Source organism: Acidaminobacter sp. JC074 (genome assembly GCF_022496765.1).
GTDB lineage: Bacteria > Bacillota > Clostridia > Peptostreptococcales > Acidaminobacteraceae > JABXKX01.
In genome coordinates, this window is the sequence record NZ_VANV01000029.1 from 19326 (window position 1) to 45048 (window position 25723).

Consider the following 25723-nt stretch of genomic DNA (forward strand, 5'->3'; position numbering starts at 1 on the left):
TTCCTTTCTACTTTTTACGTGTACTTTCACGTTCAATCAGATCATGAGGTAAATAGAAATGTGTTGTTTCTTTTGCTTCACCTGTAATCTGCTTGATCAATAGTCTGATTGCAACAGCACCGATATCATAAATTGGCTGATGAATGGCTGTTAGTCTTGGACGGTATAGCTCTGCAATCTTAGTATCATAAAATCCTGCTACTGAAACATCTTCAGGCACCTTGTAGCCACCATCTACAAGTGAGTTGATAGCACCTACTGCCATAGAATCTGTTGTTGCGACAATCGCATCTGGTACCTTCTTGTCTTGAATCAGCCCTCTTACTATATCATAGGCATGCTTGACTTGGAAAGACCCATTATAAACAGATTCTTCATCAAATGATTTGCCATGGTCTTCATGGGCTTGTTTGAAGCCTTCATATTGGCTTGGTCCAAAGACATCACTTTCTTTACCGTTTCTAATTAAAACGATGTCTTCATGCCCATCTTCAAATAGTTTTGAAGTCAACTCTCTAACAGCATCAAAGTTGTTAACAGATACTGATGACAAGTTAAGTTCACTTGCATCTCTGTTGATCATAACAACAGGCATCTGTGATTTTTCAAAGAAGTTCTTATGAGATGTTCTCAGTTTGTAAGTTAAAAATAGCATACCTTCTACTTGCTTGGTTTGCATTAAATGCATGTAGTGTTCTTCAGATTCCAAAGAACCGTAAGAGTTACATAAGATGATGTCATAGTCGTAAGTCTTGGCAACTTCTTCAATGGCATTTAAAAGCTCTGCAATATATGGATCTGAAATATCCGGAATCAAAACACCGATTAAACGGCTTTTCTTTGTTACCAATGATCTGGCTACTGGATTAGGCTTGTAACCCAGTTCCTCTATAACTTTTACTACTCGCATTTTGATGTCATCACTCACAGGTTTTGAATCGTTGATAACACGAGAAACTGTAGAAATTGACACATTGGCTTGTTTGGCTACGTCTTTTATTGTAATACTCATATCTTCCTCCCTATATAATACTTGCAATTACACCAGAAATTGCATTCACAAAATTCGTTGTATTAAAGCTGAACTCCTTGGTTGAAATTGGCACACTCACAATTAAGATACCCTTGTTTTCATCTTTATATCTTAAAGGTGAAACAATCAGTGATTTCCAATTGGGTACATTCTTATCATCTAATTCACTGGTATCATTCCAATTTATAAAATATTCAGCTTTATTTTTATTAATATACTTCATTATCATATTTTTGTCTACCAAGAGAGTCTTATATATTTTATCATCACCCGTATATTTGGTATTCACACTATCAATTTCTTGATCTTTTATAGCCACAAGAGATATCTGCTGTGCTTCACACACATCTGATACTGTCTTTAGGATCAACTCAATTTTACTATCAACCTCTTGATTGTCCTTTACAATATTCATAATATCGATGATGGCCTGGACATTTCTTGTGTCCGTTGAGATGTTACCTTCTAAGATACCAGCAAGCTTGTCAAATCTTAACCTGCTTTCTCCTAAGTCTGGGTGCCAAAGTGTGGTTTGATTTCTACCATTGTTTTTAGAAGCATAAAGAGCCTGGTCTGCTTTTTCAATAAGCTCTTCCTCTACAAGACCCAAATCTGGATAAGAAGAAACACCTAAAGAAATGGTAACAGGTTTATCATCCTTTAGAAACGGCGTTGATTCTACAGCCTTTCTGATTTTTTCACAGATGATCAAAGCATTTTCTTTGCTGGTATTTGGAAATACCAAGATAAACTCCTCGCCACCATAACGGCCGATCAAGTCTGTTTCTCTGACGGTCTGCTTGATTACCTGGCACATCTTATAAAGGATTTCATCACCTTTTCTATGGCCATAGGTATCGTTGATATTCTTAAACTTATCTATATCCAGCATGACAACCGATACAGGATCAGCATTTGTTTTGGCTCTTTGAAGATGTCTAGAAAACATGTCTTCAAAGTATGATCTCAAATAAACTTCTGTCAATTTGTCAATGGTGGAGATACGCTTTAAATTGTAGTTGTCAACAAAGAAGTAAAGCATGTTCATCAAAGACATACACTCTTCAAATGGTGCTTGAGTGAAATTGTTAAATGCCTCCTTGGCATCGATGTACATATAACCTTTAACATCTACCAAGTCTTCCCTGTCATCAGAACGTCTTTTTCTGATGGTTGCATCTCTCTTGATGATCGGTATACATAAGAGTCCCTTTTGGTCACCTAAAAATGGATAGTTTCTAACCAGGTCATAAACCGAGTGAACCAATAGGCCCTTGTTGATATTGACGGATGACTTGATAATAGCATCTAAATTAGGTTCGTGGCTGTCCGGATTATTTTTAATCACTTCTTTAACTTCGCCATTATCATCTAGTATAAACACATAGCCCCTGTCTCCCATAAGAATCTGGGTACAGTACTTAAGAATCAACTGGATATTTTCTATCTCATTTTTACCGAAATTCTGTATCAAAGTCGAAACAGAGTCCAAGATGATACCATGTTTTTTCTTGTATATGTCCCCGATACTTGACTGGACACTCTTATTCATTACAAAGTTCTTATAATCGGTTAGATCAAAGAAGTCGTCGGCCTTTCTAATTTCTAACTCCGTATAAACTGTTTTTTCTTTATAGGAATGGCCAACAAGCTTTCTATGAATGTTATTCAGCTTGCTCTTTAAATCCAGCTTGACTTCATCACAGAAAATATAATTTTCCTTATTGTCTTTAGGAATAAAGTCTGATAAATCCCTTAAAACATTAAAGGCATTGAAGTAACACTTGATGGCTTGATAATAATCATAATGGTCATAATATTCATCACCCAGTATCTTATACAAGAGCCATACATTTTCTTGACTCAGCTTACCAAGATTTACAGACAAGTAATCTTCAAAATAGTCGACACGCTGGTCCTTTAGAACACCCTTTAAAATATCATGTCTTGTAGAAAGCATAGGGGTATCAAAAACAACCTTTAACTCGTCATCTAGTTTCAGTAGATAATGAACATCTATGTACTTCTTGTAGTTCATCAAGTTGATGGCAAGTCTTAATATGAGTGTTCTTACGACCTTCGCTTCTATTAAATTGGAATGGGTTTTAACTAAAACCTCTATAAACTTTAAATCCACATTGGCTGTGTAATTAAAGTACTGTTTTCTAAATATCTCTACTTCATATTCAAATACCCTTAGGGTAAACTCTTCTTTTTGCTGAACATTCAATGATGAATTTCTTAACTTCTTACACCACTGTGATGCTAAGTCGTAGTCTTTTAAATAAAGATAAAACTCAATATGAATCATATAAAAGTCTACTGAAACAAAATGGTTGTTGTAAAAGTCTTCGTATTCAGACTCAAGCTTCTTAAGATAAAAAGATGCCTTTTGATAATTTTCACTCTTAAGATACATCTGACAAAGATTTTTACATACATCAGCCCTTGAAAAAGAATCCATGTTCTTTTCAGCAATATCCAGTGCATGAATAAAGGCTCTTTCAGCATGTGGTATATCATCTTGTAAGAGATAGGTCATACCATGGTTTCTGATATAAGTCGCTGAAGCATATCTTAAATTCCAAAGTTCTAACTTTTCTATAACAGATGAAAAATAAGATCTTCCCGCTTCTAAATCATCCAAATAAAATGCGTAGAGTTCACCAATTAAATTAGTAGGCATGAGTATATTGGTTGGCGATGGATGAGGATGCAAGTCATAAATACCCTTGGCTTCATTAAAAGCAGACAAGGCCTCACCGAGTTCACCTAATCTTAAACTTAACAAACCTACATAGGTTAAATACTCTGCTCTTTCATATTCTTCAAGAGGTTGCATCTGGTCTAAAATCTGACCCACCCTGTCTAAGTCATTTTCATAAAGTGACAGCTTAAGTTCGATGACCTGGACTTCAAAATAGATACTCTTGTCATCTAAGTGTTTGACCATGCCCATGATGGTTTCAATGTACTGACGACATCTGACCATGTCTCTTCTTTTGGCATATTGATCAGCCAATAAGATCATGGTTTTAGCAGCCGTCTCTTGGTTTTCGAATTCTCTGGTTGTATCTAAAGCCTTATAGGCGAAATTGAAAGTCAACTCACTTTCACCGATCAAGTGATAAACACGGCTGATTTTATAATATATCTCTGCTATAAAGGATGTTTTGGTTTGAGAATGAAGGATGCCTAGCGCCTTATTGTAAATCTCAATAGATTGCAGATACATATGTTTCTTTTCTAAATCACTGGCTAAGATAACACAGTACTCTACAGCCTTGGATTTCATATTACCACCAGAGAAGTGATAAATGATCTCTTCGTTACATGGCAGGTTATTTTTCTTCATATCCTGCTCAAGGGCATTGGCAATTTTTAAATGCAACTGCTCTTTGTAACGTTTATTCAAAGACTCCACTAGATTCTTCTTAATGTACTTATTTAAAAAGTCATAAGTTTCACCATAGTCATCGTACTTCATCTTTAACACACCAATAGAAGTCAGTTCTTTTAATGTTTCATTGAGTGTCTGACTTTGATTTGGTAATAGACCCAAGAGAAGTTCTAAAGATGCCGCACTTTTAAACAAGGATATATGATCAAGTATTTCTTGAGTATGGTCATCAATAACATCTATGGCTTCAATATCTTCAAAATTCTGGGCCGCATCAGCTTCATCGTATTGGTCATCTAATCGCCAAGCATGGTTGTTGTTGAGATACAAATAACCCTTGTTGAATAAATCCATGACGATTTGCTTGATTTGCTTTAGATTACCATTGGCATCACGCATTACTTTTGCGGTAAGCTCTATAGGATTATGACCCACACCGAGTAAAGAAGAAACAAACTGTGAAGCCTGATCGTAATTAAAATTATTAAGTTTTTTAACAAGAATCTTAGAAGAAGCTTCCCACTCCTTATAGATATCTACGTATTCACTATCCGTTTCATAAGAACCGATAATGAAATACTGGTTTTCTTTTCTTGTAATCAATAAATGATGCATAAGTTCAATCTGATGATTGTTTAACTGATGCATATCATCTAAGACAAAGACAATTTGATTGACATGTGAATACTCTCTTAAGAAGTTTTGAACACGGTTTCTAATTCTCATCTGTTCAATGTGTTCTTCAAGAGGTTCAGCAGGCAAAACGCCCCAGATCTTTTCATAATCCGGTAAAAACTTAACCAGTTCTGAACCATACTTCATAATCAGTTCTTGGTTAAGATCACCAAACTCTACAATCTGTTTTAGAATAGTTACAATCATATTGTAGTCACTGCTATGATTGTGACAATCTACACGAATCACTCGGTGGCCTTCCCATCTCAGGATGGTTTCAGCTTCATCGAGTATTCTTGATTTACCGGTGCCTATATCACCAGAAATAATGATGCCATTTGCATCAGAATTCTTGTTAAATTTATCTGCCACCGTTTTTACGAAGTAGGCTCTTTCATCAAACCGTTCTAAAATAGGTGCCTTTAGCTGGAGCTTTTCATAATATTCTCTATCATCAATGATCAAGGACATATTTAAGAGCTTGTCTATATGTTTAACAAAGTCATCTATCGATGTGATTTCATCTACGACTGACAACCTGATCATTTGAGAAACAATCTTATCTACTGCATTCTTTAAATTTTTACGCAGACTTTCATCAACAGTCTTGTTCTTAAATGAATAGCGGTGATACAAGTAGTAAAAAACAATACCGAGTGAATAAATGTCAGCCTGGGCATTGTGGCGTTCTTTCCAAAATACTTCAGGCGCTATAAACTGATGGTAAGTTTTTTCTGAACGCATGACATCTCTATAGAGTTGAACACTGGCAAGATCGGATAACTTAACCGTCAGTCGATTGTTGTCTGTTCTGTAGATATGAATATGATCAAATGTAAGGTATTTGTATACATATCCCCTAAAATGAAGGTATTTTAAAGCCGCACTGATCTCAATCAGCACCTCAATTGCTTCTTGTCTTGTTAAGTCCATATAATCAATCTCTTGGTCTATGGATTTTTCATAGGTGTAAAAGAACTGTCGTCTCTTTTGCACCTTTTTATCCACATTTTTAACAATATCAAACTTATAGTTTCTGTATAAGTTTGGATAAACCATGGTTGAATAATGAACATAGTTGACCTGATAATGAATCATCAATTCATTTTGTGAAAACTCTGGTGAAAAGAGTCTCATATGCATGAGCATCTTATTCTTGATATCTTCTACAAGAAGTATTTCACCGAAGGCATCGGTAGAGATGATTTCTATTACATTATAGCGATAATTGATTTGCTTCATTTGAAACCTCCAAATCAGGTAGAATCTATATCTACATCAATAAAAAAATTCATAAATCTGCTAGACCTATGAATCTTATCAATATAATCAGACTATATACTCATCTTTTCATTTAGCATCTTCATGACTTCGAAGACACTGTCAATCATATCGTCAGAAAGACCATCAAGAGTCTCAGCTATATATTTTCTTCGATTTTCAAGAACATCTTCAATCATATTATGCCCTTTTTCTAAGACTTTAATCCTAACAACTCTACGATCTTTTTCATCTTTTACTCTTGCAACCAATTGATTTCTTTCCATTCTGTCTAATAAATCAGTTACAGTAGAACACGCCAAGTACATTTTTGAACTTAATTCGCCTATTGTCATATTGCCATCATCACATGTCAGCATATAAAGTGCATTAAACTGTGGTGGTGTTATATCAAAATCGCCTAAAATCTCACGACCTTTTAATTTAATTCTCCAGCTTGCATTTCTAAAGTTTTCTTCTATGCCTATTACTTTCTCGTCTAAAACGTCTTTTTTCATTCGTCCCTCCAAATACTCTCTTATAGTTATTATATAAAATAACAAGTTTTAATACAAGTCATTCAGTCTTTTAGCGCCTTGACAAGCTTTTTAAATTGGCAATTTTATCGTTTTATCCCCCTACCAACCCCCTCGTATAGGGATTTTGAATGATTTTGTTGAAATTTCAAGCAATTTCTGCTATATTAGAAATAACGCAAATCATGTTTTAGGAAAGGTGTTTTATGAAGTTTTTAAAAAAACTCAAGCAATTCATATTAAGTGACTTTACAGTTCTTATTATCCCTAAGACCACAAAAACAACAAAACAGATCAGACTCAACTCTCTAGCAACTTACACATTTATTGTTGGTTTTATCATTCTCAACATTTTCGTATCTATAACATCCGTGACATACTACAACAGATCTCAAGCATTAGATAGTCAAAATACAGATTTATCAACTAAGGTTAATTCTAATCTAGAGTTAATTGCATCACTTGAAAAGAGAACTTCCTTACAAGATGATGAAATCATCGAATTAATTAACGAAAATGAAGATGTTCTTGAATACTTGAACACTAGAATTGCAGACGTTAATGACTTATATAACGAAATGACGACAGTTATAGCGTCTTTTAACGAAGAAAACAATTCTGATATTTCTGTACCAATCTCTCGATCTTTGGACAGAACAAGCATTCAGGCTATTGAAAACTATCAAAATGAAGACGATGAAGATGCAGAACTGGATATCGAAGAAATTAAGAAACAAGACGAGCTGTCTTCACTTATTGCTTCTATGAAAGAAGAATCTTCTTCATTAAGAACAGAAATTGAAGATGAGTTAGAGTATTTAGACTGTTTACCAGACAATGTACCTCTAGAAGGTAGAATATCATCTGGTTTTGGTTATAGACGTCATCCTATCACAGGACTTCGTTCTTTCCATTACGGTGTTGATATTACAGGTAATCGTGGTGATGCGGTACAAGCTGCGGGTTCTGGTGTTATAACTTTTGCTGGTTGGAGTGGCGACTTTGGTAAAGTTGTTATTATCTCACATGGCTTTGGCTACGAAACTGTATATGCTCATAATGATTCTATCATCGTTAAAGTTGGCGATGTTGTTAACAAGGGGGATCTTATTTCAAGAGTTGGTTCTACTGGAAGATCTACAGGACCTCACTTACACTTTGAGATTCACTACAATAATGAACAAGTTGATCCTATCGGGGTCTTAAGATATGATAACTAGGAGGCAGTATGGCATTTAAGAAAAACGTAAGCAAGGATTTTGATGTAATCGTAGGATTGAATTCATCAGTTGATGGCGATATCGTTAGTGAAGGTTCAGTAAGAATTGATGGAAAAGTCTCAGGCAGCATCAAGTCAAAAGGCGATGTTATTATAGGTGCTAATGCTGTTGTTAACTCAGATATCGAAGCAGTTTTCTGTGAGATTTCTGGTCAAGTAACAGGTTCTGTTCACAGTGATACTCAACTTAAGATCTACAAGTCTGGTTCATTAAAGGGTGATATTACAGTAACAAGCTTCACCATTGAAGAAGGTGGTGTATTCAAGGGCAACTGTGACATCAATCCAGATCCTAAGGAAAAGAAATCTGTTCAACCAGAAAAGAACTCAAAACCTAAGGAAGTACCAAACAATAAAAACAACAATCAAAACAAAGATCAAAATAAGCAAAACCAAAAGAAGACCGTGTAAACGGTCTTTTATAGTATAGGCAATCTTTCTACTGCTTCTTGATTCAAATAGTCCACAAGGGCTTGAGAAAGCTTCTTTACACCAAGCTCTATATCCTCTTCTGCAACAGCGGCAATGCTTAAACGAATGGCATTGCTTTTTCTATCTGTATAATAAAACATGTCACCTGGCACAAAAGCCACCTCCTTATGTTTTACCTTTTCAAAGAAGTCTCTAGAGTCTTTTCCTTTAGGCAATTCGAGCCAAAAGAGTATGCCACCCTTAGGCACGTAATAATGGACACTTCTAGGCAGATAAGCATTTAAGGCTTCCACCATCTTATCAAACTTTCTCTGATAGATTTTCTTCATATTGGACAGCTGCTTTTCCCACTGACCATTTCTTAAATAAACATCAAAAGCTTTTTGAATCAAACCGGACGTTGAAATATCCGTGGCTTGCTTGGCATTAAGGACCGTTTGATTTAAGGTATCCGGTACTATCATAAAGCCAAGTCTTAAACCAGGCATCAATATTTTTGAAAAAGACTTGATATAAATCACCCTATCATGAACATCCAAAGACTTTAAAGAAAGTGACTTCTGCTTAGAATAAATCAGTTCACTGACATAATCATCCTCTAAAACATACATATGATGTTCACTTGCAAGCTTTAACAAGAGTTCTTTTTTCTTATGGGTATAGGAAAAACCAGTAGGATTTTGACAGTTGATCATGGTATACATCATCTTAGGTTTATAACGTTTGATGATTTCCTCTAGCTTGGTCATATTAACACCATCTACCTGCATAGGAATCTGTACAATCTTTACCCCTCTAGACCTAAAGGATGCTATGGCCCCCGAATAAGTTGGTGCTTCAACCAGAACCACATCGTTGTAATTAAGTACAGCCTTTGAAACAATGTCTAGCCCCTGCTGGGCACCTGATATGATCTGAAGGTTTTCTAATCTGGTTTGTATATTTTGATGTCTTAAATATGAGGCGATGGATTCTCTTAGTGATTGATAACCCTTTGCTTCCTGGTAACCGAAAGCCTCTCCTAGATCCCTATCCAAAACAAAATTGATGGCCTTTTTAAAATCTGTAACTGGAAATAGATTGGACTTTGGTGTGGCCGTTGCAAAGTTAATGGTCTCCTGACTTAAGATCATCTGATTGTCTTTCATCTTGTAGACCTGATTCTCTGCATTATCAAACTCAGAAATCTGAGCTAAAAGCTCATCTGATTTCGGTGCTATGTAAGACCCAGAACCTCTGATTTTATAGGTAATTTCTTCATCGGCCAGTGACTGATAGGCGGTCACAACCGTCACATTGTTGACACCCAAATGTTTTGCTAAACTCCTAATAGGCGGCAACTTGTCTTCAACCTCTATCTGACCACTTTGTATCAAATCTTTTATCTTGTTAACGATTTGTTGATAAAGTGGCTCCTTCAAAGATTTATCAACACTGATATCCTCAAGTCGAATCATAATTCCTCCTAAAAAAAAGTAAAAAAAATGTCCTTATGAAATAAGAACAAATTTACCCGAGATGCCGTCGGCAGGTAAAATTTCACACCACACCTCAACAGGTGGATGATCTACTCAACATCTCCGAAGTCCATTGTTGGCATGTCTTCAATATCAAGACTCGAAATTCCATTCTAAATTCAGTGGTTGAATTTCAAATGACAACGTACATCCTAGGCTTATTAACATTATAACTCTTTTTGTCTAAAAAAGAAAGACCTACTACCTCTCACTTACATTTCTTACGTTTTTAATGATGTAATCAACGGTGCCATCACCATTTTTCTTGACAATAAATCTTTGAGAATCTTTAAAGAAATCAAACTCCCCACGAATGACAACACCAGTATCTGTCTTGATTTGCTTAGACTTCATCTTCTTTTCTACCCATGTCTTATCAATGCCAAATTCTGTACCTTCTCTGTAGCCAGCTTCTGCAACAGCTTCCTTAAAACTTTCTCTTATCTCAGGCACATCTTCAAACATTTGGCTGGCAATCTCATCCACAGATACCTTGTCTTCTAATAAAAGTGTTTCATTAACAAGCTCTCTTACAGTATCAGCTGCTTCTATTTGGTCCGCTAGATTCTTTTGTGTCCACTTTTCTACAGTTGCCTTAAAACGTCTGGTACGGTCTGTATCGTCCGTTACGCGTACGGCTTCTAAAAAGTCTTCTATAAAGTAATTTTCATTGCCATCTTCTATTTTTTGCTTTTTATCAAGTACAATCATTTCAATTTGATTTTCAGGTGCTTTTGTAAAAAAAGCACACTTTTTAAGACGCTGACCTAAATTAGGCAGACCAACCTCTTGAGAAACCAAGTTGATACATAAGTTTTCATCTTCAAAGGCAATGTTATGCATATAAGACATTTGATAATCCAGCTTTAAAATACCAAAACATCTTTGCTCATCAGCAATGTATTGTACATAGAGCATATCGCCCGCTGGGATATCTGAGTGTTTGATGGCTTGAAACATGTGCTCTGTCAGAACTTTACTGACATCTACAAATTTGTCGTTATCTTCTACAACTGTATGTACCGCTTGAGCACATGTCACATTTTCAGAGAAAAAACGACAGGTAAATGTTTCATCATCATTTAAAGACCTTAAAACATGCTTTCTAACAAACTCTTCAACTTCTTCATTAATTGACAGCTCTTTTTCTGTTAAAATTGCTTCATCTGCATGAGAATCGATTACATGCAAAATGGCTTTTTCCAGCATAATATCTTTTATATATCTCATAAACTTACTCCATTAATCTCTTCATATCTTCAGGCATGTCTGCCTCAACATCTACTTGTTTTCCATTTGCATCTTTAAAAACCAAGTGACAGGCATGTAAGGCTTGTCTGTTGATGGCTTCATGGTTGCCACCATACAAGACATCTCCCATAATGCTATGACCAAGGTGTTTCATATGTACCCTTATTTGGTGGGTTCTACCTGTTTCTATTCTTATTCTTAACCAAGTCCTATCTTCAAACCTTTTCATAACCTTGTAATGGGTCACACATGGGGCACCATCTGGTCTGACGATTCTGTGAATACTGTCCTCATAGGCTCTGCCGATAGGTTTCTTAATGGTGCCTTGATCATTTGATACTTGGCCCATCACAAGGGCATCATATTCTTTAATCATGGTATTTTGATGCATTTGGTCTGAAATGATCTTATGACCAAAACCAGATTTGCAGACAATCATAAGACCTGATGTGTCTCTATCCAGCCTATTGGCAAAGCGAATCTTATATTCATCACCTTGATCCAACATATACTGGGCAAGACCATTGGCAATGGTACCAAAAGGATGGCCTTTTGTAGGATGCACCACCAGAAAGGCTTGTTTGTTAATGACTAAAAAATGATCATCTGCATATCTTACATCGATAGGTATATCTTCAGGATTAAAGATATTCTCCTCTTTCGGCAGGTTTGCAACCACCTGGTCGCCAACTCTAAGTCTCGCATTAAATGATATGACCATATCATTTACCGTGACCTTCTTCTCTCTTTTGAGTCTTCTAATGATTCTGCTCGACAGATCCATGTCTTCACGTAAAACCTGAATCAATGTTTTTTCACTTTCAACTTTATAAGTTATTTTCATATCCACCCACAATATAAAAGACAGCCCTCCGACCGTCTTTAAGCTTCATTGTATCTTAGTACCAACAAGGAGTTGGTCCTAATTTCATCTACGATAATGTATGATCTGAAGTTCTCTGAAACATACTTTAATATTCTGTCCTTATTGTAGCCACTCACTTTAAAATCAATGATATCAACTTCAACGTCCAACCAATCATAATCTCTCAAAGTTTCTACATTTTCTTTTCTTAAAAGCTCGCTAGGAACAGAACCGTATACATTACCTGCTACAGTTTGATGTTGCTTCCAAAAGTCATTGTGTGTATTAATGGCTTTGGCCTTCATCAGTTCTCTTGTACGTTCTTCGCAAAAAGCAACTAAATAATTGTCTTCATATATATCATCTGTTTCCACTTTTTTCACTAAAAATGGAATAGAATTAATGACTGTATAAATAACACCACGATCGGCATCATCGTCGTCGTTTTCTGTAATACTATATTGATCAAAGCTTTTTTCTTTATAATATCTTGAGGCTTCATCTTTTAAAATATCCATTAGCTTGATCACTTCATCTAATTCACTGTCAAACTGATGTTTTGACATTGAGTCATATGAATACTCAAGTCTAGTAAGATAACCTCTTATACCGCTTATTCTAGTTTTCAACCGTGTACCCATCCCTCTTAAATATTCTAAACTATTTTTATTATAGCAAATAAATGTAAGATATAAAAGTCATTTTAAAAGAGTGCATAAAATTTAACCAATTAGAAATATAAGACTTTAAAAGCTCTAATTTCAAATAAAGTAAGGACCTAATAGGTCCAAACTTACAAGAATTTAATTTGGCTGGCATTCACCACAGTTGTGTATCTGGCTTCACCATCGCTGTTTTCATAAACATCGGTTTGAAGTTCACCGACGATACCGACCATTTTCCCTTTTGTCAGGTATTCTTCTACCAGTCTGGCCTGCTTGCCCCAGGCTTGGACTCTAGGGAAATTAGCAACTGGTTTGCCATCTTCAATAAGCTTTTCCTTTCTTTCTGTAGACATGACTTTATCTACTGCTATATTGAACTTTGCTACAACATGTTCTGACTCTAACTCAGTGATTAATGGGTCTGAAGTGAGTCTTCCTATTAAGTGAACTGTATTCATATTTTTACCTCCTGTAAATATTTTACATCTAATAAAAACTTTTGTCAAATACTGGAAAATAAAAATATTTGATAGAAATTTATAATATAGAGTATAATTATAATATAGAAAGGAAATTATCATGAAAATTATTGCTGGACTCGATATAAAAAATCAATCTTGTGCACATCTTGCAAGTGGCGTCAATTCACTTCCTGCAATTCATGATGCAAGCCCAAGTGAAATTTGTAGGCGAATTGAAGAATCATCTATTGATACTGTGCAAATAACTGATTTAGATGGTGTATTTTCTGGTCAGACAAATATGTTTGACTTATTAAAAGATATGCGTCAAGCTACTAAAAAACCAATTTATTTTGGTGGCGGTATCAGAACTTTTGAAACAGGTAAAAAAGTCATTGAACTTGGTATAGACTATTTGGTACTAGGTACTTCAGCAGTTAAAGATCAAGAACTATTGATTCAGTTGATAGATGCATATCCTGAAAGTATTGTTGTTGCAGCTGATATTTATAAGGACAATGTTTATATTGAAGGATGGGAAGAAAATTCATTTATATCACTTGATGAGTTTCTTAAGACTCTTTCGCTTGTTCATATCAACAAAATCATTATCACTGATATATCTAGAGACGGTACAAAATCAGGCGTGGATATGTCATTTGTAGAAAAATTAAGCAAGTATCCAAATGAAAAAATCATCTTATCAGGTGGTATCAGAAAAGAAGACTTAGAAATTATTAAAGAAGTATCTGTTTATGGTGTTGTCATGGGTACAGCACTTTACGAAGAAATATTAGCAAATTAGGAGTTTGTATGAACTTTTCTTTTAACAATCTAAAAGTAGGCTCTCTTGTAGAAATGGAGATACTAGACAACAGGCAAAATATGATTAAGCTAAAAACAATTGTCGAAGACCTGACAAGTGAATCAGTTCTCAAGTTGTTTTCACCTGTCTTTCAAGGCAAGCCTTACCCTCTTAGAATAGGAGAAGGATTTAATCTTATCACAGTCTATAAGTATCCAACTGTAGACAAATATGATATTTTTTCATGCAGATGTAAAGTCATTGACCGTGAAAGAGATGGCAATATATCTACCGTGACCATTCAAAAAAATGGTAGCTTTAAGGCCATTCAGAGACGTAACTACTTCAGACTGCCTTTGATTAAGAATATGAAACTGAACTACGATGGCGACGAAATTGATATGTTGTCAAAAGACTTAAGTGCCAATGGCATTAGAGGTTATATCAATAAAAAGATTCCAGCTTCATCTGAGATTACCCTCATGCTTGATGTGGATGAAAAAATACTTGAACTCAAAACAAAAGTAATCGAATGCAATCCAGATCCAGATCATACTTATCGTTATGAACTTAGGGGTTCTTTTGTGAATATAAAGAACTCCCAAATCAGCCTGCTTCTGAAGTACATTTTCGCCAAGCAAAGCGAGGCCATTAGAAAGCAAGTTGAAATGGATGACTATGTTTCCATACTAGATACCGATCAACATTACTCTGATTTCTTTTCTATGAGTAATCTAGAAAAAATCATTCGTATTTCGCCCATCTTAACCTGGGTAATTACACTGATCAGTTACTCTTATCTGATGAATGCCTTTAGAGACAACAACAAGGGCATCAACTTCTTCTTTGGAGAGTTTACAAGGTCTTTTAAGCCAGAGTATCTTATGACAGCCAATCAAGTTGCCTGGATCTTACTCTTCTGCATCGGTATAGGTTTTTCAATGAATAATCTGTTCAATAAAAAACCTAAGAATGTTATCAACATTCAATATCTCATACAGCTAATGCTTGCACTGGGTGTTATCGTCACTTATCAAGTTGTTATATAAGAAAAGGATTGTCATCTGACAATCCTTAATTAATTTTCTCCATCATGATTTCAATGGCTTTATTCAATTGTTCATCTTCTTCTGTCTCTGTATCATCTTCTATGACTACATCCGGTTCAATACCGATTTCATTGATGTAGTGATCGTCTGGTGTAAAGTACTGTTCAATTGTAAGTTTGAAACCTGATTCATCAAATGTAATCAGTGGTAACATTGTCTGAACCAAACCTTTACCAAATGTAGTTGTACCTACAATAGTACCTTCTTCATTGTCTTTAACTGCACCTGTCAAGATCTCAGATGCACTTGCAGAACCTTCGTTAACGATGATAACAAGTGGGTAATCAATTTTATCTGCATCAGAATAATCGATGTCTACATTCCCCTGATTATCTTTTGTCTTAACAATAACACCTTCACCAATTAACATATCTGTTACTTGTAAACATTGGTTCAGATAACCACCACCATTGAATCTTAAATCAAGAATAAGACCTTCAATGTTTTGTGCTTCTAAAGTATCTAAGTGTTGTCTTAGTTCTTCAGCCACGTCTTGGTCAAATGAAGTCATTTGGATATAGCCTATATTGTTATCCAATACTTCAGAGTTGACTGCTTCTAAAATGATTTTTCTTCTTTCAACTTCTACATCAAAAGTATCTAAGTCACGTCTGATTGTCAGTGTCACCACTGTACCGGCAGGACCTCTGATATTGCTGACTGCTTCTTCTAACTCTTCTGCTGAATACTCAACACCATCTACTTGTAAAATCTTATCATTTGGCTTTATACCAGCTTCAAAACCCGGTGAACCTTGGAAAGGAGATACAACTGTGATATAACCGTCTTCACCTGGTGAAACCACCACACCGATGCCATCGTATTCACCTCTTGCTGAGTCGTTGTAGTCTTTAAACTCTTTAGGTGTGAAATAAACCGAATATGGATCGTCTAAGGCTCTAAACATACCTTTTAGCATTTCAGACATAAAGTCTACTTCTGAAACATCCTGATAATAGTTTTCTCTAATATATTGCTCTAAAGCTTCCGCTTTCTTATACTTATCATATAATGAAACCAAATATTCATAATCGTCTTTGTTGACTTTTACAACATCTTCATCATCTGTCTTTTCTGGTTCAGAAATACCTTCTGCTTCTACAGTAGGACTTTCAGTTACAGGAACAGGTTCTGGTGTCATCATTGGAAACAGGACAAATACAGAAAATGCTGCTGTAATGATTGCCGTTGCCAATACCGATACTACTACTAAGCTGATTGACTTTTTCATATTAATACTCCTTAACTTTCTGCTATCTTTCTAAGTATACAATAGAATCTACTGATATACAAAAGCAGCTACACATTTATTATACGAGTAGCTGCATTTAAATTCATAATATCTTTATTTATTTAATAAGCGTTTAATCTTTTACCCTTACAATAGACAGCTGAAATCATAAGATTGTCTCCAGCATAAATGAATCTCTGTAACTGATTCAAGATAGGCATATTTCTAGTAAGCGATAGGTCATCAGGCTTTATAACCAACATATCTAGATCATAAGACTTTTCAAAAGAACCAACTTTACCGAAGTATTGACCACCACCCTTAGTGGCCATATAAAAGGCCTCGCTCAGTGATAAGACCGGCATGGTCTTGTCCATCATATGGTTGACCTTAGACATTTTAATGGCTTCTACTATTACTTGTCTGATAGATGGTGTATGACCCGCTCCAACATCTGTACCTAGACCGATGCGTATGCCCTTATCTAAATAGAGTTTGGCATTCATAATACCTGACGTCAGATTGAAATTGGCTGCAGGACAATGGGCAACAAATGCTTTCTTATCAAAGATAACCTGTCTTTCTTCTTCAGTACAGAAGACGCAGTGGGCCAAAATGGTCTTGTCTGTTATCAAGCCTGCCTTGTCATAAACATCTAAATAGTTTTTTGCCTCTGGATGGAGTGATTTAACCCACTCTATTTCACTTTCATTTTCAGAAATATGTGTTTGAACAGGATAGCCCTTTGAAGCAAGCTCACCCAAGCGGTCCATCAAGTCCTTGCTACACGATGGTACAAATCTAGGTGTGATAATAGCCTTTGCCTCTTCACGATCATTTTCAAGCAGATACCTTGTAATTTCAAGGGACTGATCACTGTCTTCTAGAAGACTGTCCGGTGCATTTCTATCCATGTTGACTTTGCCAACAAAAGCACCCACCCCTTTTTCACTGCATAAGTCCATCAAGAGTTCTGCCGCAGCTTGATGAATGGAAGAAAAGAAGACCATCCTTGTTGTCCCTGATGCAATCATATGATTGATTGCCTTATCAAAGATTGCTCTCGCATAAGTTAAATCTTGAAACTTGGCTTCTTCTTTAAATGTATAATCATTCAGCCAGTCTAAAAGCTCTTCGTCTAGTCCAATACCTAAATTACCATATTGAACAGCGTGAAAGTGCAGGTCTACAAAACCTGGTATCAATAGATGGTTTGAATAGTCAATCACTTCAAGGTCAGGATATTTATCATCTAATCCATGTCCCACTTCAAGAACCTTGCCCTCATCGGATAAAATAAAACCATCTTCTATAATGTCAAATGCTTGTTTTTCTTTTGTAAATATAATGTTTCCTTTAAATAATTTCATTGTACACCTCATATTCATGATGAAGTATTTGTATATATTTTTCAAACTCAGAAAAAAAACTCTTTCATTATTTGTTAAGAACTCACAATAAATTTACCCCGAATATGAAAAAAGAAACAGATTACTGTTTCTTTTTGTCTACCGGAAATTCCATATTAAAAACTGCACCATAGTTCATATGGTTGATGGCTTTTATTTTTCCACCGTGCTTTTCTACAATCTCTTTGGTTAAGGCCAGTCCAATGCCAGAACCGCCTTTTTTTCCTTTATAAAAACGGTCAAAAACACTTGCTTCTTGACCATAGTCAAAGCCTTGGCCATCATCAATAACATCTATCACAAGGCGTGCATCATGGATAGCAGCATTAACAACAATCTTGCTTTTGGCATACCTTGAACCATTGCTGATCAAGTTGATAAAGACACGCTTAATCTTGTCATAATCACAATATATGTCTAAAGAAGGATCACAGTTGACTTCAAAATCTAAATCAGAAGCTGTTAAAAATGGTGTTACAACTTCTTTGGCATCATTTATGATGTCCAGTAAACTGTGGTTGCTCATGATGAAGTTTTCTTCAAGTGAGTCCACCTTTGAAAGATAAATCACATCATCAACGATATTTTTCAGTCTCTGAGTTTCAGAGATGATGATGTCTAAGCTCTTATCTTTTTCCTCACCTGTCACGATACCATCTTTAATGGCTTCTACATATCCTTGAATGGACATCAGTGGCGTCTTTAGCTCATGAGATGAATTTTGGAAAAACTGCTTTTGTCTCATATCCAAGTTGTTGATCTTATCTGTTAACTTCTTGAATATAAGGGACAACTCTTCAATTTCATCATTGGAATAGTTCACCTCAACCTCAGATTTATCCTTCATATAAAGCTGCATGGTATCTTTAAGACTTTTGATAGGTTTATAGATTTTCTGACTCTGATAAATCCCAACAATAAGGGCAAGGACTGCACCAACAGCAAAACTGATGATCAAAGACATAATCCCAAGGCCTCTGACACGCTTGATATCGTCATACTTCTTATAAAGAATCATGGACTTATAAGAAGTGTCTTTAAGATTTAAATCATGATTGATAAAAACATACTCCTCGTCATTTAGTCTAGCCGTCTCTAATAAGTTCTTTACATTTTCAGTTTTAATATCCTCTACACTTGTGTAAACCAGTTTGTTGTTGTCTCCAAGTATGATTACTTCAGTCTCTAAAACCTTGTTAAATTGTTCAACTTCCTGGATCAGTCTAATGGCTTTTAAGTTAGAAGAAGCATTCCTAGTTAAGAACCTTTCCATAATGGATTCTGTCGTCACTGCAACTCTTCTTAATTCTGCCCTACTTTCTTTAATGATATACTGCTTTGATATAGCGCTATATACTAGTATTGAGATGAAAAAAGTAATGATCAGAACAAGTATAAAACTCGCTAGAATCCTTTTGTTGATTTGTCTTTTACGTTTCAATTTTATATCCAAACCCCCAAACCGTTTCAATTGTAAGACTTGAGTCTAAGCTGGTCAGTTTTTTTCTCAATCGTTTGACCAAGTCGTCTACAACCCTTGTGTCACCATCAAAGTCATAACCCCATACTTCTTCAATCATTTGATCTCTTGAAAGAGAATGGTTGGCATTTTCAGCCATATAAACCATCAACTCATATTCTTTCTGAGTTGTTTTTAAAGTTTGATCTAAAACCCTAATAGAACGCCTTTCTTTATCAATAAGGATATCCTTGATTTTTATAAGATCTTCCTTAGGCTTATTATTGAGCCTTCTGAAAATGTTTTTTACTCTAACAACCAGCTCTCTTGGACTAAATGGCTTGCTAAGATAGTCATCAGCACCTAGCTCAAGACCGAGAATCCTATCAAACTCCTCATCTTTAGCCGATACAAATATAATGGGTATCTCAGAGAATTTTCTAATTTCCTTGCAAACATCTAAACCATTAGAGTTTGGCATCATGATGTCTAAGACGATCAAATCTGGACTTAAACGTCTGACTTCTTCTACCAAATACTTTGCATCACCATAAGTGGTTACCTTGTAATTTGAGGCAACCAAATACTTTTCAATCAAATCTCTAATGTTCTTTTCATCATCCACTACTAATATGTGCTTCATACAATTTCCTTACTTATTTTATCTGGAATAAATCCTTTGAACTGGGCATGATACAATTCACTGTATACCCCATTTTCCTCAATTAACACATCATGGTTACCACGTTCAACGATGCCGTCATCAGACAAAACAATGATTTCATCAGCATTCTTAATTGTAGAAAGTCTATGGGCAATGATGACCGTTGTACGGTCTTTAGCCAGTCTTTCTATGGAAGCTTGAATCGCAAGTTCTGTTGCATTATCTAAAGACGATGTGGCCTCATCTAGGATTAGAATCGGCGGATTCTTAAGAAATACTCTTGCGATGGCCAATCTTTGTTTCTGACCACCAGATAATTTAACGCCTCTTTCACCGATCATAGCCTCATAGCCTTTAGGTAATGACATAATAAAGTCATGAATATTTGCAGCTTTCGCTGCCTCTATAATCATATCGTCACCTGCTTCTGGATTACCATATAAGATGTTGTCTCTAATTGTACCATAAAACAAGAAGACATCCTGTTGTACAATACCTATATTTTTTCTAAGTGAACTTAGGGTAACGTCCTTTACTGAATGACCGTCTATTTTAATATCACCTTGATTGACGTCATAAAATCTTGGGATAATCTGAGAAATGGTTGTTTTACCAACACCAGATGGTCCAACAAGTGCCAGTGTTTTCTTTTCTTCTATAGACAGACTGAAATCCTTTAAAACATTGATATGGTCACTCTCATATGAAAATGTCACATTTTCAAGCTCAATGCTGCCTTTCACGTCTTTAAGAGGTTTGGCATTTTCAGAATCCTTGATATCTGGATCAATGTTTAAAATACCATAAACTCTTTCAAAACCTGTCATACCTCTTTGAAGCTGCTGGGTAAAGTCAATAAGTCTTCTTACCGGACGGATGAATATGGAAGTATAGAGTAAGAAAGTTACCAGTTCTCCCATAGACATTCTTTCATAGGCAACAAAAAGACCACCGATTACAATTATAACAACACCTAAAAGGTCTGCTAAAAAGTGAGTTCCTGTAGAATAAATCCCCATCTGCTTAAAGGCTCTTTTAACAGAATCTCTGTATTGAACATTGGCTATATCAAACTTATCTGATTCATACTCCTCATTAGAAAATGACTGGGTTAATCGAATACCAGAAATAGAGTTTTCTATCTGTGAGTTGATTTCAGCTTGTTTTCTTCTGGTATCTCTAAAGGCTTCTGTTACTTTTTTTCTTCTAGAAAGCGTAAAAATCAATAGGACTGCTACACAGAACATCAAAATGCCTGCAAGGGCAGCATTTTTCATAAATAAGAGTATGAAAGACCCGACCAGCATCAAAGTTGATAAAAATATATCTTCAGGTCCATGATGTGCAAGCTCTGAAACCTCTGCTAAATCAGACGTCATATGGTTCATAATCTTACCTGTTTTATTGTCATCGAAGAACTTAAAAGGTAAAGATTGAAGATGAGAAAACAGCTCTTTTCTCATATCGTATTGAATTCTTGAACCCATAACATGGCCCCAGTAATTTATGTAAAAGTTACACCCTACTCTGACAAGATACATAGCCAGTATCACACCTGCAAAGACAAGCATCATGTGGGTGTTTTTATTTGGAATAAAATCATCGACGTACATACCCGACAGGGCAGGGAAAATCAAATCCACTGCTGCCACCACCATAGCGCAGACTAAGTCTATGATGAAAATTCTCATATGTGGTTTATAATAAGACGCAAATTTTCTAAACATCATAACCCCCTTATATAGTTAGATAGCCTAAAGAGATTATAACATTAAAACAAAAAAATGAAATGGATTATTCGAGTTATAGTCAAATAATCCATCATCAGTAGTCATCAGCACGATTAAAATTTTTATATTCACTTTTTATCACTCTTATTTCTTCTATGGTCATCCCTCCTGACATAATCTGTCTAATTCGTGGCCCTAAAAGTTCACAATTTTGTTGCTTATTTTTTAATACTATCTTGTGAGTTAACAAACCCACTCATACGTCCTGCTTAACTACTATCTATATTAAACCCTATAGGGCAATAGCGCCTAGGCTTTAATATCTGTTACTTATATACCCATGACTTATGACTCTAAACAATTTGTGAATTATTTTTTTGAAAATTCAATATTGCTGTAAGCCATAGATGTTTCAACAAGGTGAAGACGCGAGTTAGTTGTCACTAATTCCAAGCCTTGAACAGCTAATCCTCTTCTGACCATTACATGTACCTTGTACATGTCTTCTTTGTAAACTTTAAACTCATCTATCAGATGTTTGTTGATAAACTCTTTCTTGAGCATGTTTCTAATCTCTTGGACGGTAAAGATGTCTACCTGATGATTTTCATCAATAAAAGGAATAATTTTTTTCTCAAGTTCTGAATCCATCAGCCTTAAATATTCAAATAAAATCTGAATTCTATTATTTTCTAAGACGATATAGATCATAAAACTCATAATAATCACTAAAATAATAGACATAATCACACCTCCTAGCTATTTTTGTGGTATTATATATATACCTCAAATATGACTTTTTAAACGGAAAGGAGGCACATATGAAGATAGGCGCATTTTTTGATATAGATGGTACCCTATACAGAGATTCATTGATGATTGAGCATTTTAAAAAGCTCTTAAAGTATGAAGTTGTTGATCCGGTAGTGTGGTATGGCCATCTTGAGAACACCTATAATCAGTGGAAGAAAAGACGTGGTAACTATGAAGACTATATGGAAGAACTTGCTGAAATATATATAGATGCCATTAAAAACCTCAATAAAAACGACACCGCTTTTATCACAAAGCAGGTCATCGACTTAAAGTGGGATTCGGTTTACAAGTTTACAAGAGACCGTATCAAGTATCATCTGGACCAAGGCCACCATGTATTTTTTATTTCAGGCAGTCCAGACTACCTAGTAGAAGCCATGGCAGAAAAGTACAATGCTACAGAGTGCATCGGAACCAAATACCTGACAGACGATGATGGCAACTTTACCGGTGAAATCATTCGTATGTGGGATGCAGATAGTAAAAAGGTAGCCATTTCAGACTTAACAGAAAAATACGACATTGACTTAAAAAACTCTTATGCCTATGGTGATACCAATGGTGACTATACCATGTTATGCAGTGTGGGTCATGGTTATGCCATCAACCCAACCCATGAGCTTTTAAGCAGACTCAGTGAAGCTGACCATGTGAGAATCATAGTTGAGAGAAAAGATGTCATCTATGAACTCGACCCAAAAGTAAAGACTTTAAACGACCAAGAACTCTAGCGATCTGCTAGAGTTCTTTTAATAGATACCTGCTCGGGTATTCTCTTATTATAAATGGTAAAGCTTTCAAAGCCGATATCATCCAAGACACCTAATGTCTCATAAAAATGCGAATAAATTTCATTTCTATTATGGGCATCAGAACCTATGGTAATGATCTTGCCACCCAGTTCATGATAAAGCTCAATGATTTCTCGACTCGGAAGTGTTTCTTTTAAGTCTGATCTTAAACCAGACATATTGACTTCGATGCCTCTCTCATCCCCGATGATCCTCTTTAATACCTGAACGACTTTTTCTTTGTAATAGGAAAATGGTACTGCCTTTACACTTGCATCGTATCTTTTAGGAATGTCTAAGTGACCTACAACAGAGTAGTCTTTAAATGCTTCAAGTGTTTCTAACATTTCATCAAAGTAAACATCCCATGCTTGTTCTGGCGTTTTATCTCTATAATAATCACCATTGTACATGTCCTTCTTGTCTGCTACATGAAATGAACATAAGACAAACTCCGGTTTAAATGTTTGATTAAAAGATAAACACTCTTCTACTATATGAGTTTGTAAGCCCATTTCAATCCCCTTTTGCAAGAGAATCTGGTCTTTATACTTTTCTTTTAAAATCTCAAATGCCTGACTGAATCCATGTGGATCAAATTCAAACTGAATTTCAGTCGTTGGATAGTCATAATCTAAATGGTCAGTAAAGCAAAGCTGCTTGCCACCTTTTCTTATGGCTTCCTTTATAGTCTCCTCCATTTGCTCAGAACAGTCTCCTGAGAAATGAGAGTGTAAATGATAATCGTACATACTACTCCTAACTAGATGCCTCTTCAACTACCTGGTCTACTCTGGTAATAATACTCACTGAAGTATCATCACCACTGCCTTGATAAGAAGTTTCTTCTAACCATTCTTTTAAGTTTTCATCGATGATTTCAAAGCCGTCTTCTTTGATCATATCAAAGATATCTGAGCCCACTTTAAAGAAACCTTCTTCCGATGAAAATGAATTGGAATAACCATCCGTTGACAAAATGATCATTTGCAGGAGTTGATTGATGTCTCTAAATACTTTAATTTTAAATTCCTTTTCTGGTTTATGTAAACACAGAGAAGATGTATCATTGGCTATATGACGCTTGTCTCTCTTAATAGGTTTAGACACACGGTTGGCTTTTGATACAAATAAGATATCACCATCACCCAGTTGGTAACATACGATAAACTCTTTTATAAAGAGCACCATAATCAAAGTTGTACCATAGCTGATATATGGGTTCTTCTTGATAGACTTTACTTCTTTAGGTGAAAGATTTAAATCCTCAAGTACGATTGGTGAATGTTCTAAATCAGCATCTACTTTTAAACGCCAGTTTCTTACCAAACGCTTTGTATAATATTTACCGAGTACTCGTGTATTCAGCGTTTCATTTTTTATTAACTCATCTTTTATAGACTTAAAGGTCTCAGCTGCAGCTTCTACTGCAAACTGTGCACCTAAATGACTTCTTGTACATTTACTGGAACCATGTCCATCTGCTACAACAGATAACATGATATCTTCATCGATTACCTGGCTGAGGACAGCGTCCTGATTGGGTAGTTCTAACTTCATATGTGTTTTGCCAATAACCGTCTCATAAGCGTTCATCCACTGTTCATTTTTTATAAACATTACCACACATCCTCTATTGAAATTGTCTCAATATCATCAAAGTCCTCATCTATAACAGGAATTGATACATTGATGCCCATCGTTTGACCATCACTCGCTTGACTGGCTGGAGAAGAAGCTGCCTGCAAGACAACTGTACTTACCCATTTAATGTATTCTACTAAGGTTTCAGCATTGTCTGCTGATAAAACCTCAATTCCCTGCTCACCACAGAATTCTTTTAGAACGCGTTTGTTGGCAGCTCTACCAATAGCGATGGCAATCTTAACAGCCTTTACAGCCCACGGTTCTTCCATCAGTGATTGAAGGGCCTGTTTATATTCATCTGTCGGTTGTCCATCTGATACAAGAACAACGACTGGTGGTAAAGCTCTTTCACTCATCTCTGATACTCTTAGGGCTTCTTTTAAAAGGCCAAGTGCTGCACCTAAGTCTGTTACGCCTGCCACTTCAAGATCGTTCCACTCAAAATCTTCAACAGGAGTTCTTTCAGCTATATGCCACTCAGCACCTGAAGAAAACTTAATGGCTCTGATATAAACCTGAGCATTTGGATTTTCATAAGCAACTTCCTGCATATGAGGAATCGATTTTCTAATTGCCTCATTCAAAGCATCTATTTTTCCACTATTTCTCATTGAAATAGAGCAATCTGCTAGCCATATAAACTCTAGTGGTCTTGTCGCTAATTCACCACCTGGTCTCATCTTCATAA

The 25723-nt window shown here is 35.7% G+C and carries 22 protein-coding genes and 1 other RNA gene; 5 read left to right on the forward strand and 18 right to left on the reverse strand.

Annotation, left to right across the window (positions count from 1 at the left end; all coding sequences use genetic code 11):
• Positions 1-7: 7 nt before the first annotated feature.
• The 3 genes from EZV73_RS24600 to EZV73_RS24610 form a co-directional block, all read right to left on the reverse strand.
• On the reverse strand, positions 8-1012 hold the full coding sequence (locus EZV73_RS24600; RefSeq protein ID WP_240843107.1) for a LacI family DNA-binding transcriptional regulator: 1005 nt from the start codon (positions 1010-1012) through the stop codon (positions 8-10).
• 10 nt (positions 1013-1022) lie between these two features.
• The gene (locus EZV73_RS24605; RefSeq protein WP_240843108.1) at positions 1023-6350 is read right to left on the reverse strand and encodes a diguanylate cyclase; all 5328 of its coding nucleotides are present in this window, start codon (positions 6348-6350) and stop codon (positions 1023-1025) included.
• Positions 6351-6442: 92 nt separating this feature from the next.
• Positions 6443-6886: a MarR family winged helix-turn-helix transcriptional regulator gene (locus tag EZV73_RS24610; RefSeq protein WP_240843109.1), complete on the reverse strand. Its 444-nt coding sequence runs from the start codon at positions 6884-6886 to the stop codon at positions 6443-6445.
• Positions 6887-7110: 224 nt separating this feature from the next.
• Between EZV73_RS24610 and EZV73_RS24615 the strand changes: the two genes are divergently transcribed.
• Both EZV73_RS24615 and EZV73_RS24620 read left to right on the forward strand, forming a co-directional pair.
• Positions 7111-8124 carry a M23 family metallopeptidase gene (locus EZV73_RS24615; protein ID WP_240843110.1) on the forward strand — a complete coding sequence of 338 codons (1014 nt, stop codon included), beginning with the start codon at positions 7111-7113 and terminating at the stop codon, positions 8122-8124.
• An 8-nt stretch (positions 8125-8132) separates the two neighbouring features.
• Positions 8133-8594, forward strand: a complete 462-nt coding sequence (locus EZV73_RS24620; protein ID WP_240843111.1) for a polymer-forming cytoskeletal protein — start codon at positions 8133-8135, stop codon at positions 8592-8594.
• 8 nt (positions 8595-8602) lie between these two features.
• Here EZV73_RS24620 and EZV73_RS24625 read toward each other — a convergent pair whose 3' ends face one another.
• The 6 genes from EZV73_RS24625 to EZV73_RS24650 all read right to left on the reverse strand — a co-directional run bounded on the left by EZV73_RS24625 (position 8603) and on the right by EZV73_RS24650 (position 13371).
• A complete protein-coding gene (locus EZV73_RS24625; protein WP_240843112.1) occupies positions 8603-10072 on the reverse strand; it encodes a PLP-dependent aminotransferase family protein in 1470 nt (489 codons plus the stop codon).
• Between the two features lie 49 nt (positions 10073-10121).
• Positions 10122-10294: non-coding RNA, 6S RNA (gene ssrS / locus EZV73_RS24630), on the reverse strand.
• Positions 10295-10333: 39 nt separating this feature from the next.
• Complete coding sequence (locus EZV73_RS24635) at positions 10334-11362, reverse strand: nucleoid-associated protein (protein WP_240843113.1); 1029 nt, start codon at positions 11360-11362, stop codon at positions 10334-10336.
• Positions 11363-11366: 4 nt separating this feature from the next.
• A complete protein-coding gene (locus tag EZV73_RS24640; RefSeq protein ID WP_240843114.1) occupies positions 11367-12227 on the reverse strand; it encodes an RluA family pseudouridine synthase in 861 nt (286 codons plus the stop codon).
• Between the two features lie 38 nt (positions 12228-12265).
• Positions 12266-12877 (reverse strand): hypothetical protein, encoded by a 612-nt coding sequence (locus EZV73_RS24645; protein WP_240843115.1) that lies wholly within the window; start codon positions 12875-12877, stop codon positions 12266-12268.
• Positions 12878-13041: 164 nt separating this feature from the next.
• Entirely contained in the window at positions 13042-13371 is a 330-nt protein-coding gene (locus EZV73_RS24650) for a single-stranded DNA-binding protein (RefSeq protein WP_240843116.1), read from the reverse strand.
• Between the two features lie 121 nt (positions 13372-13492).
• Here EZV73_RS24650 and EZV73_RS24655 point away from each other — a divergent pair, with 121 nt between their 5' ends.
• Both EZV73_RS24655 and EZV73_RS24660 read left to right on the forward strand, forming a co-directional pair.
• On the forward strand, positions 13493-14179 hold the full coding sequence (locus tag EZV73_RS24655) for a HisA/HisF-related TIM barrel protein (RefSeq protein WP_240843117.1): 687 nt from the start codon (positions 13493-13495) through the stop codon (positions 14177-14179).
• An 8-nt stretch (positions 14180-14187) separates the two neighbouring features.
• The gene (locus tag EZV73_RS24660; RefSeq protein ID WP_240843118.1) at positions 14188-15228 is read left to right on the forward strand and encodes a flagellar brake protein; all 1041 of its coding nucleotides are present in this window, start codon (positions 14188-14190) and stop codon (positions 15226-15228) included.
• A gap of 25 nt (positions 15229-15253) precedes the next feature.
• Here EZV73_RS24660 and EZV73_RS24665 read toward each other — a convergent pair whose 3' ends face one another.
• The 6 genes from EZV73_RS24665 to EZV73_RS24690 form a co-directional block, all read right to left on the reverse strand.
• Positions 15254-16519, reverse strand: a complete 1266-nt coding sequence (locus EZV73_RS24665; RefSeq protein WP_240843119.1) for a S41 family peptidase — start codon at positions 16517-16519, stop codon at positions 15254-15256.
• A gap of 122 nt (positions 16520-16641) precedes the next feature.
• Positions 16642-17889 (reverse strand): amidohydrolase family protein, encoded by a 1248-nt coding sequence (locus EZV73_RS24670; protein ID WP_240843120.1) that lies wholly within the window; start codon positions 17887-17889, stop codon positions 16642-16644.
• Between the two features lie 121 nt (positions 17890-18010).
• A complete protein-coding gene (locus EZV73_RS24675) occupies positions 18011-19369 on the reverse strand; it encodes a cell wall metabolism sensor histidine kinase WalK (RefSeq protein WP_240843121.1) in 1359 nt (452 codons plus the stop codon).
• Complete coding sequence (locus EZV73_RS24680) at positions 19359-20030, reverse strand: response regulator transcription factor (RefSeq protein WP_240843122.1); 672 nt, start codon at positions 20028-20030, stop codon at positions 19359-19361. The genes EZV73_RS24675 and EZV73_RS24680 overlap by 11 nt, the downstream gene beginning before the upstream one ends.
• A complete protein-coding gene (locus EZV73_RS24685) occupies positions 20027-21778 on the reverse strand; it encodes an ABC transporter ATP-binding protein (protein ID WP_240843123.1) in 1752 nt (583 codons plus the stop codon). Before EZV73_RS24685 ends, EZV73_RS24680 begins: the two co-directional genes overlap by 4 nt.
• Before the next feature lie 372 nt (positions 21779-22150).
• Positions 22151-22525: a hypothetical protein gene (locus tag EZV73_RS24690; RefSeq protein ID WP_240843124.1), complete on the reverse strand. Its 375-nt coding sequence runs from the start codon at positions 22523-22525 to the stop codon at positions 22151-22153.
• A gap of 77 nt (positions 22526-22602) precedes the next feature.
• Between EZV73_RS24690 and EZV73_RS24695 the strand changes: the two genes are divergently transcribed.
• Entirely contained in the window at positions 22603-23328 is a 726-nt protein-coding gene (locus tag EZV73_RS24695; protein WP_240843125.1) for an HAD-IB family hydrolase, read from the forward strand.
• Here the strand turns inward: EZV73_RS24695 and EZV73_RS24700 are convergent.
• From EZV73_RS24700 to EZV73_RS24710, 3 genes are read right to left on the reverse strand one after another with little or no spacing between them, the layout of a single operon-like run.
• Positions 23325-24140 (reverse strand): histidinol-phosphatase HisJ family protein, encoded by an 816-nt coding sequence (locus EZV73_RS24700; protein ID WP_240843126.1) that lies wholly within the window; start codon positions 24138-24140, stop codon positions 23325-23327. The genes EZV73_RS24695 and EZV73_RS24700 overlap by 4 nt on opposite strands.
• Positions 24141-24147: 7 nt before the next feature.
• On the reverse strand, positions 24148-25008 hold the full coding sequence (locus EZV73_RS24705) for a PP2C family serine/threonine-protein phosphatase (protein ID WP_240843127.1): 861 nt from the start codon (positions 25006-25008) through the stop codon (positions 24148-24150).
• Complete coding sequence (locus tag EZV73_RS24710; RefSeq protein WP_240843128.1) at positions 25008-25721, reverse strand: VWA domain-containing protein; 714 nt, start codon at positions 25719-25721, stop codon at positions 25008-25010. Before EZV73_RS24710 ends, EZV73_RS24705 begins: the two co-directional genes overlap by 1 nt.
• Positions 25722-25723 lie beyond the last annotated feature (2 nt).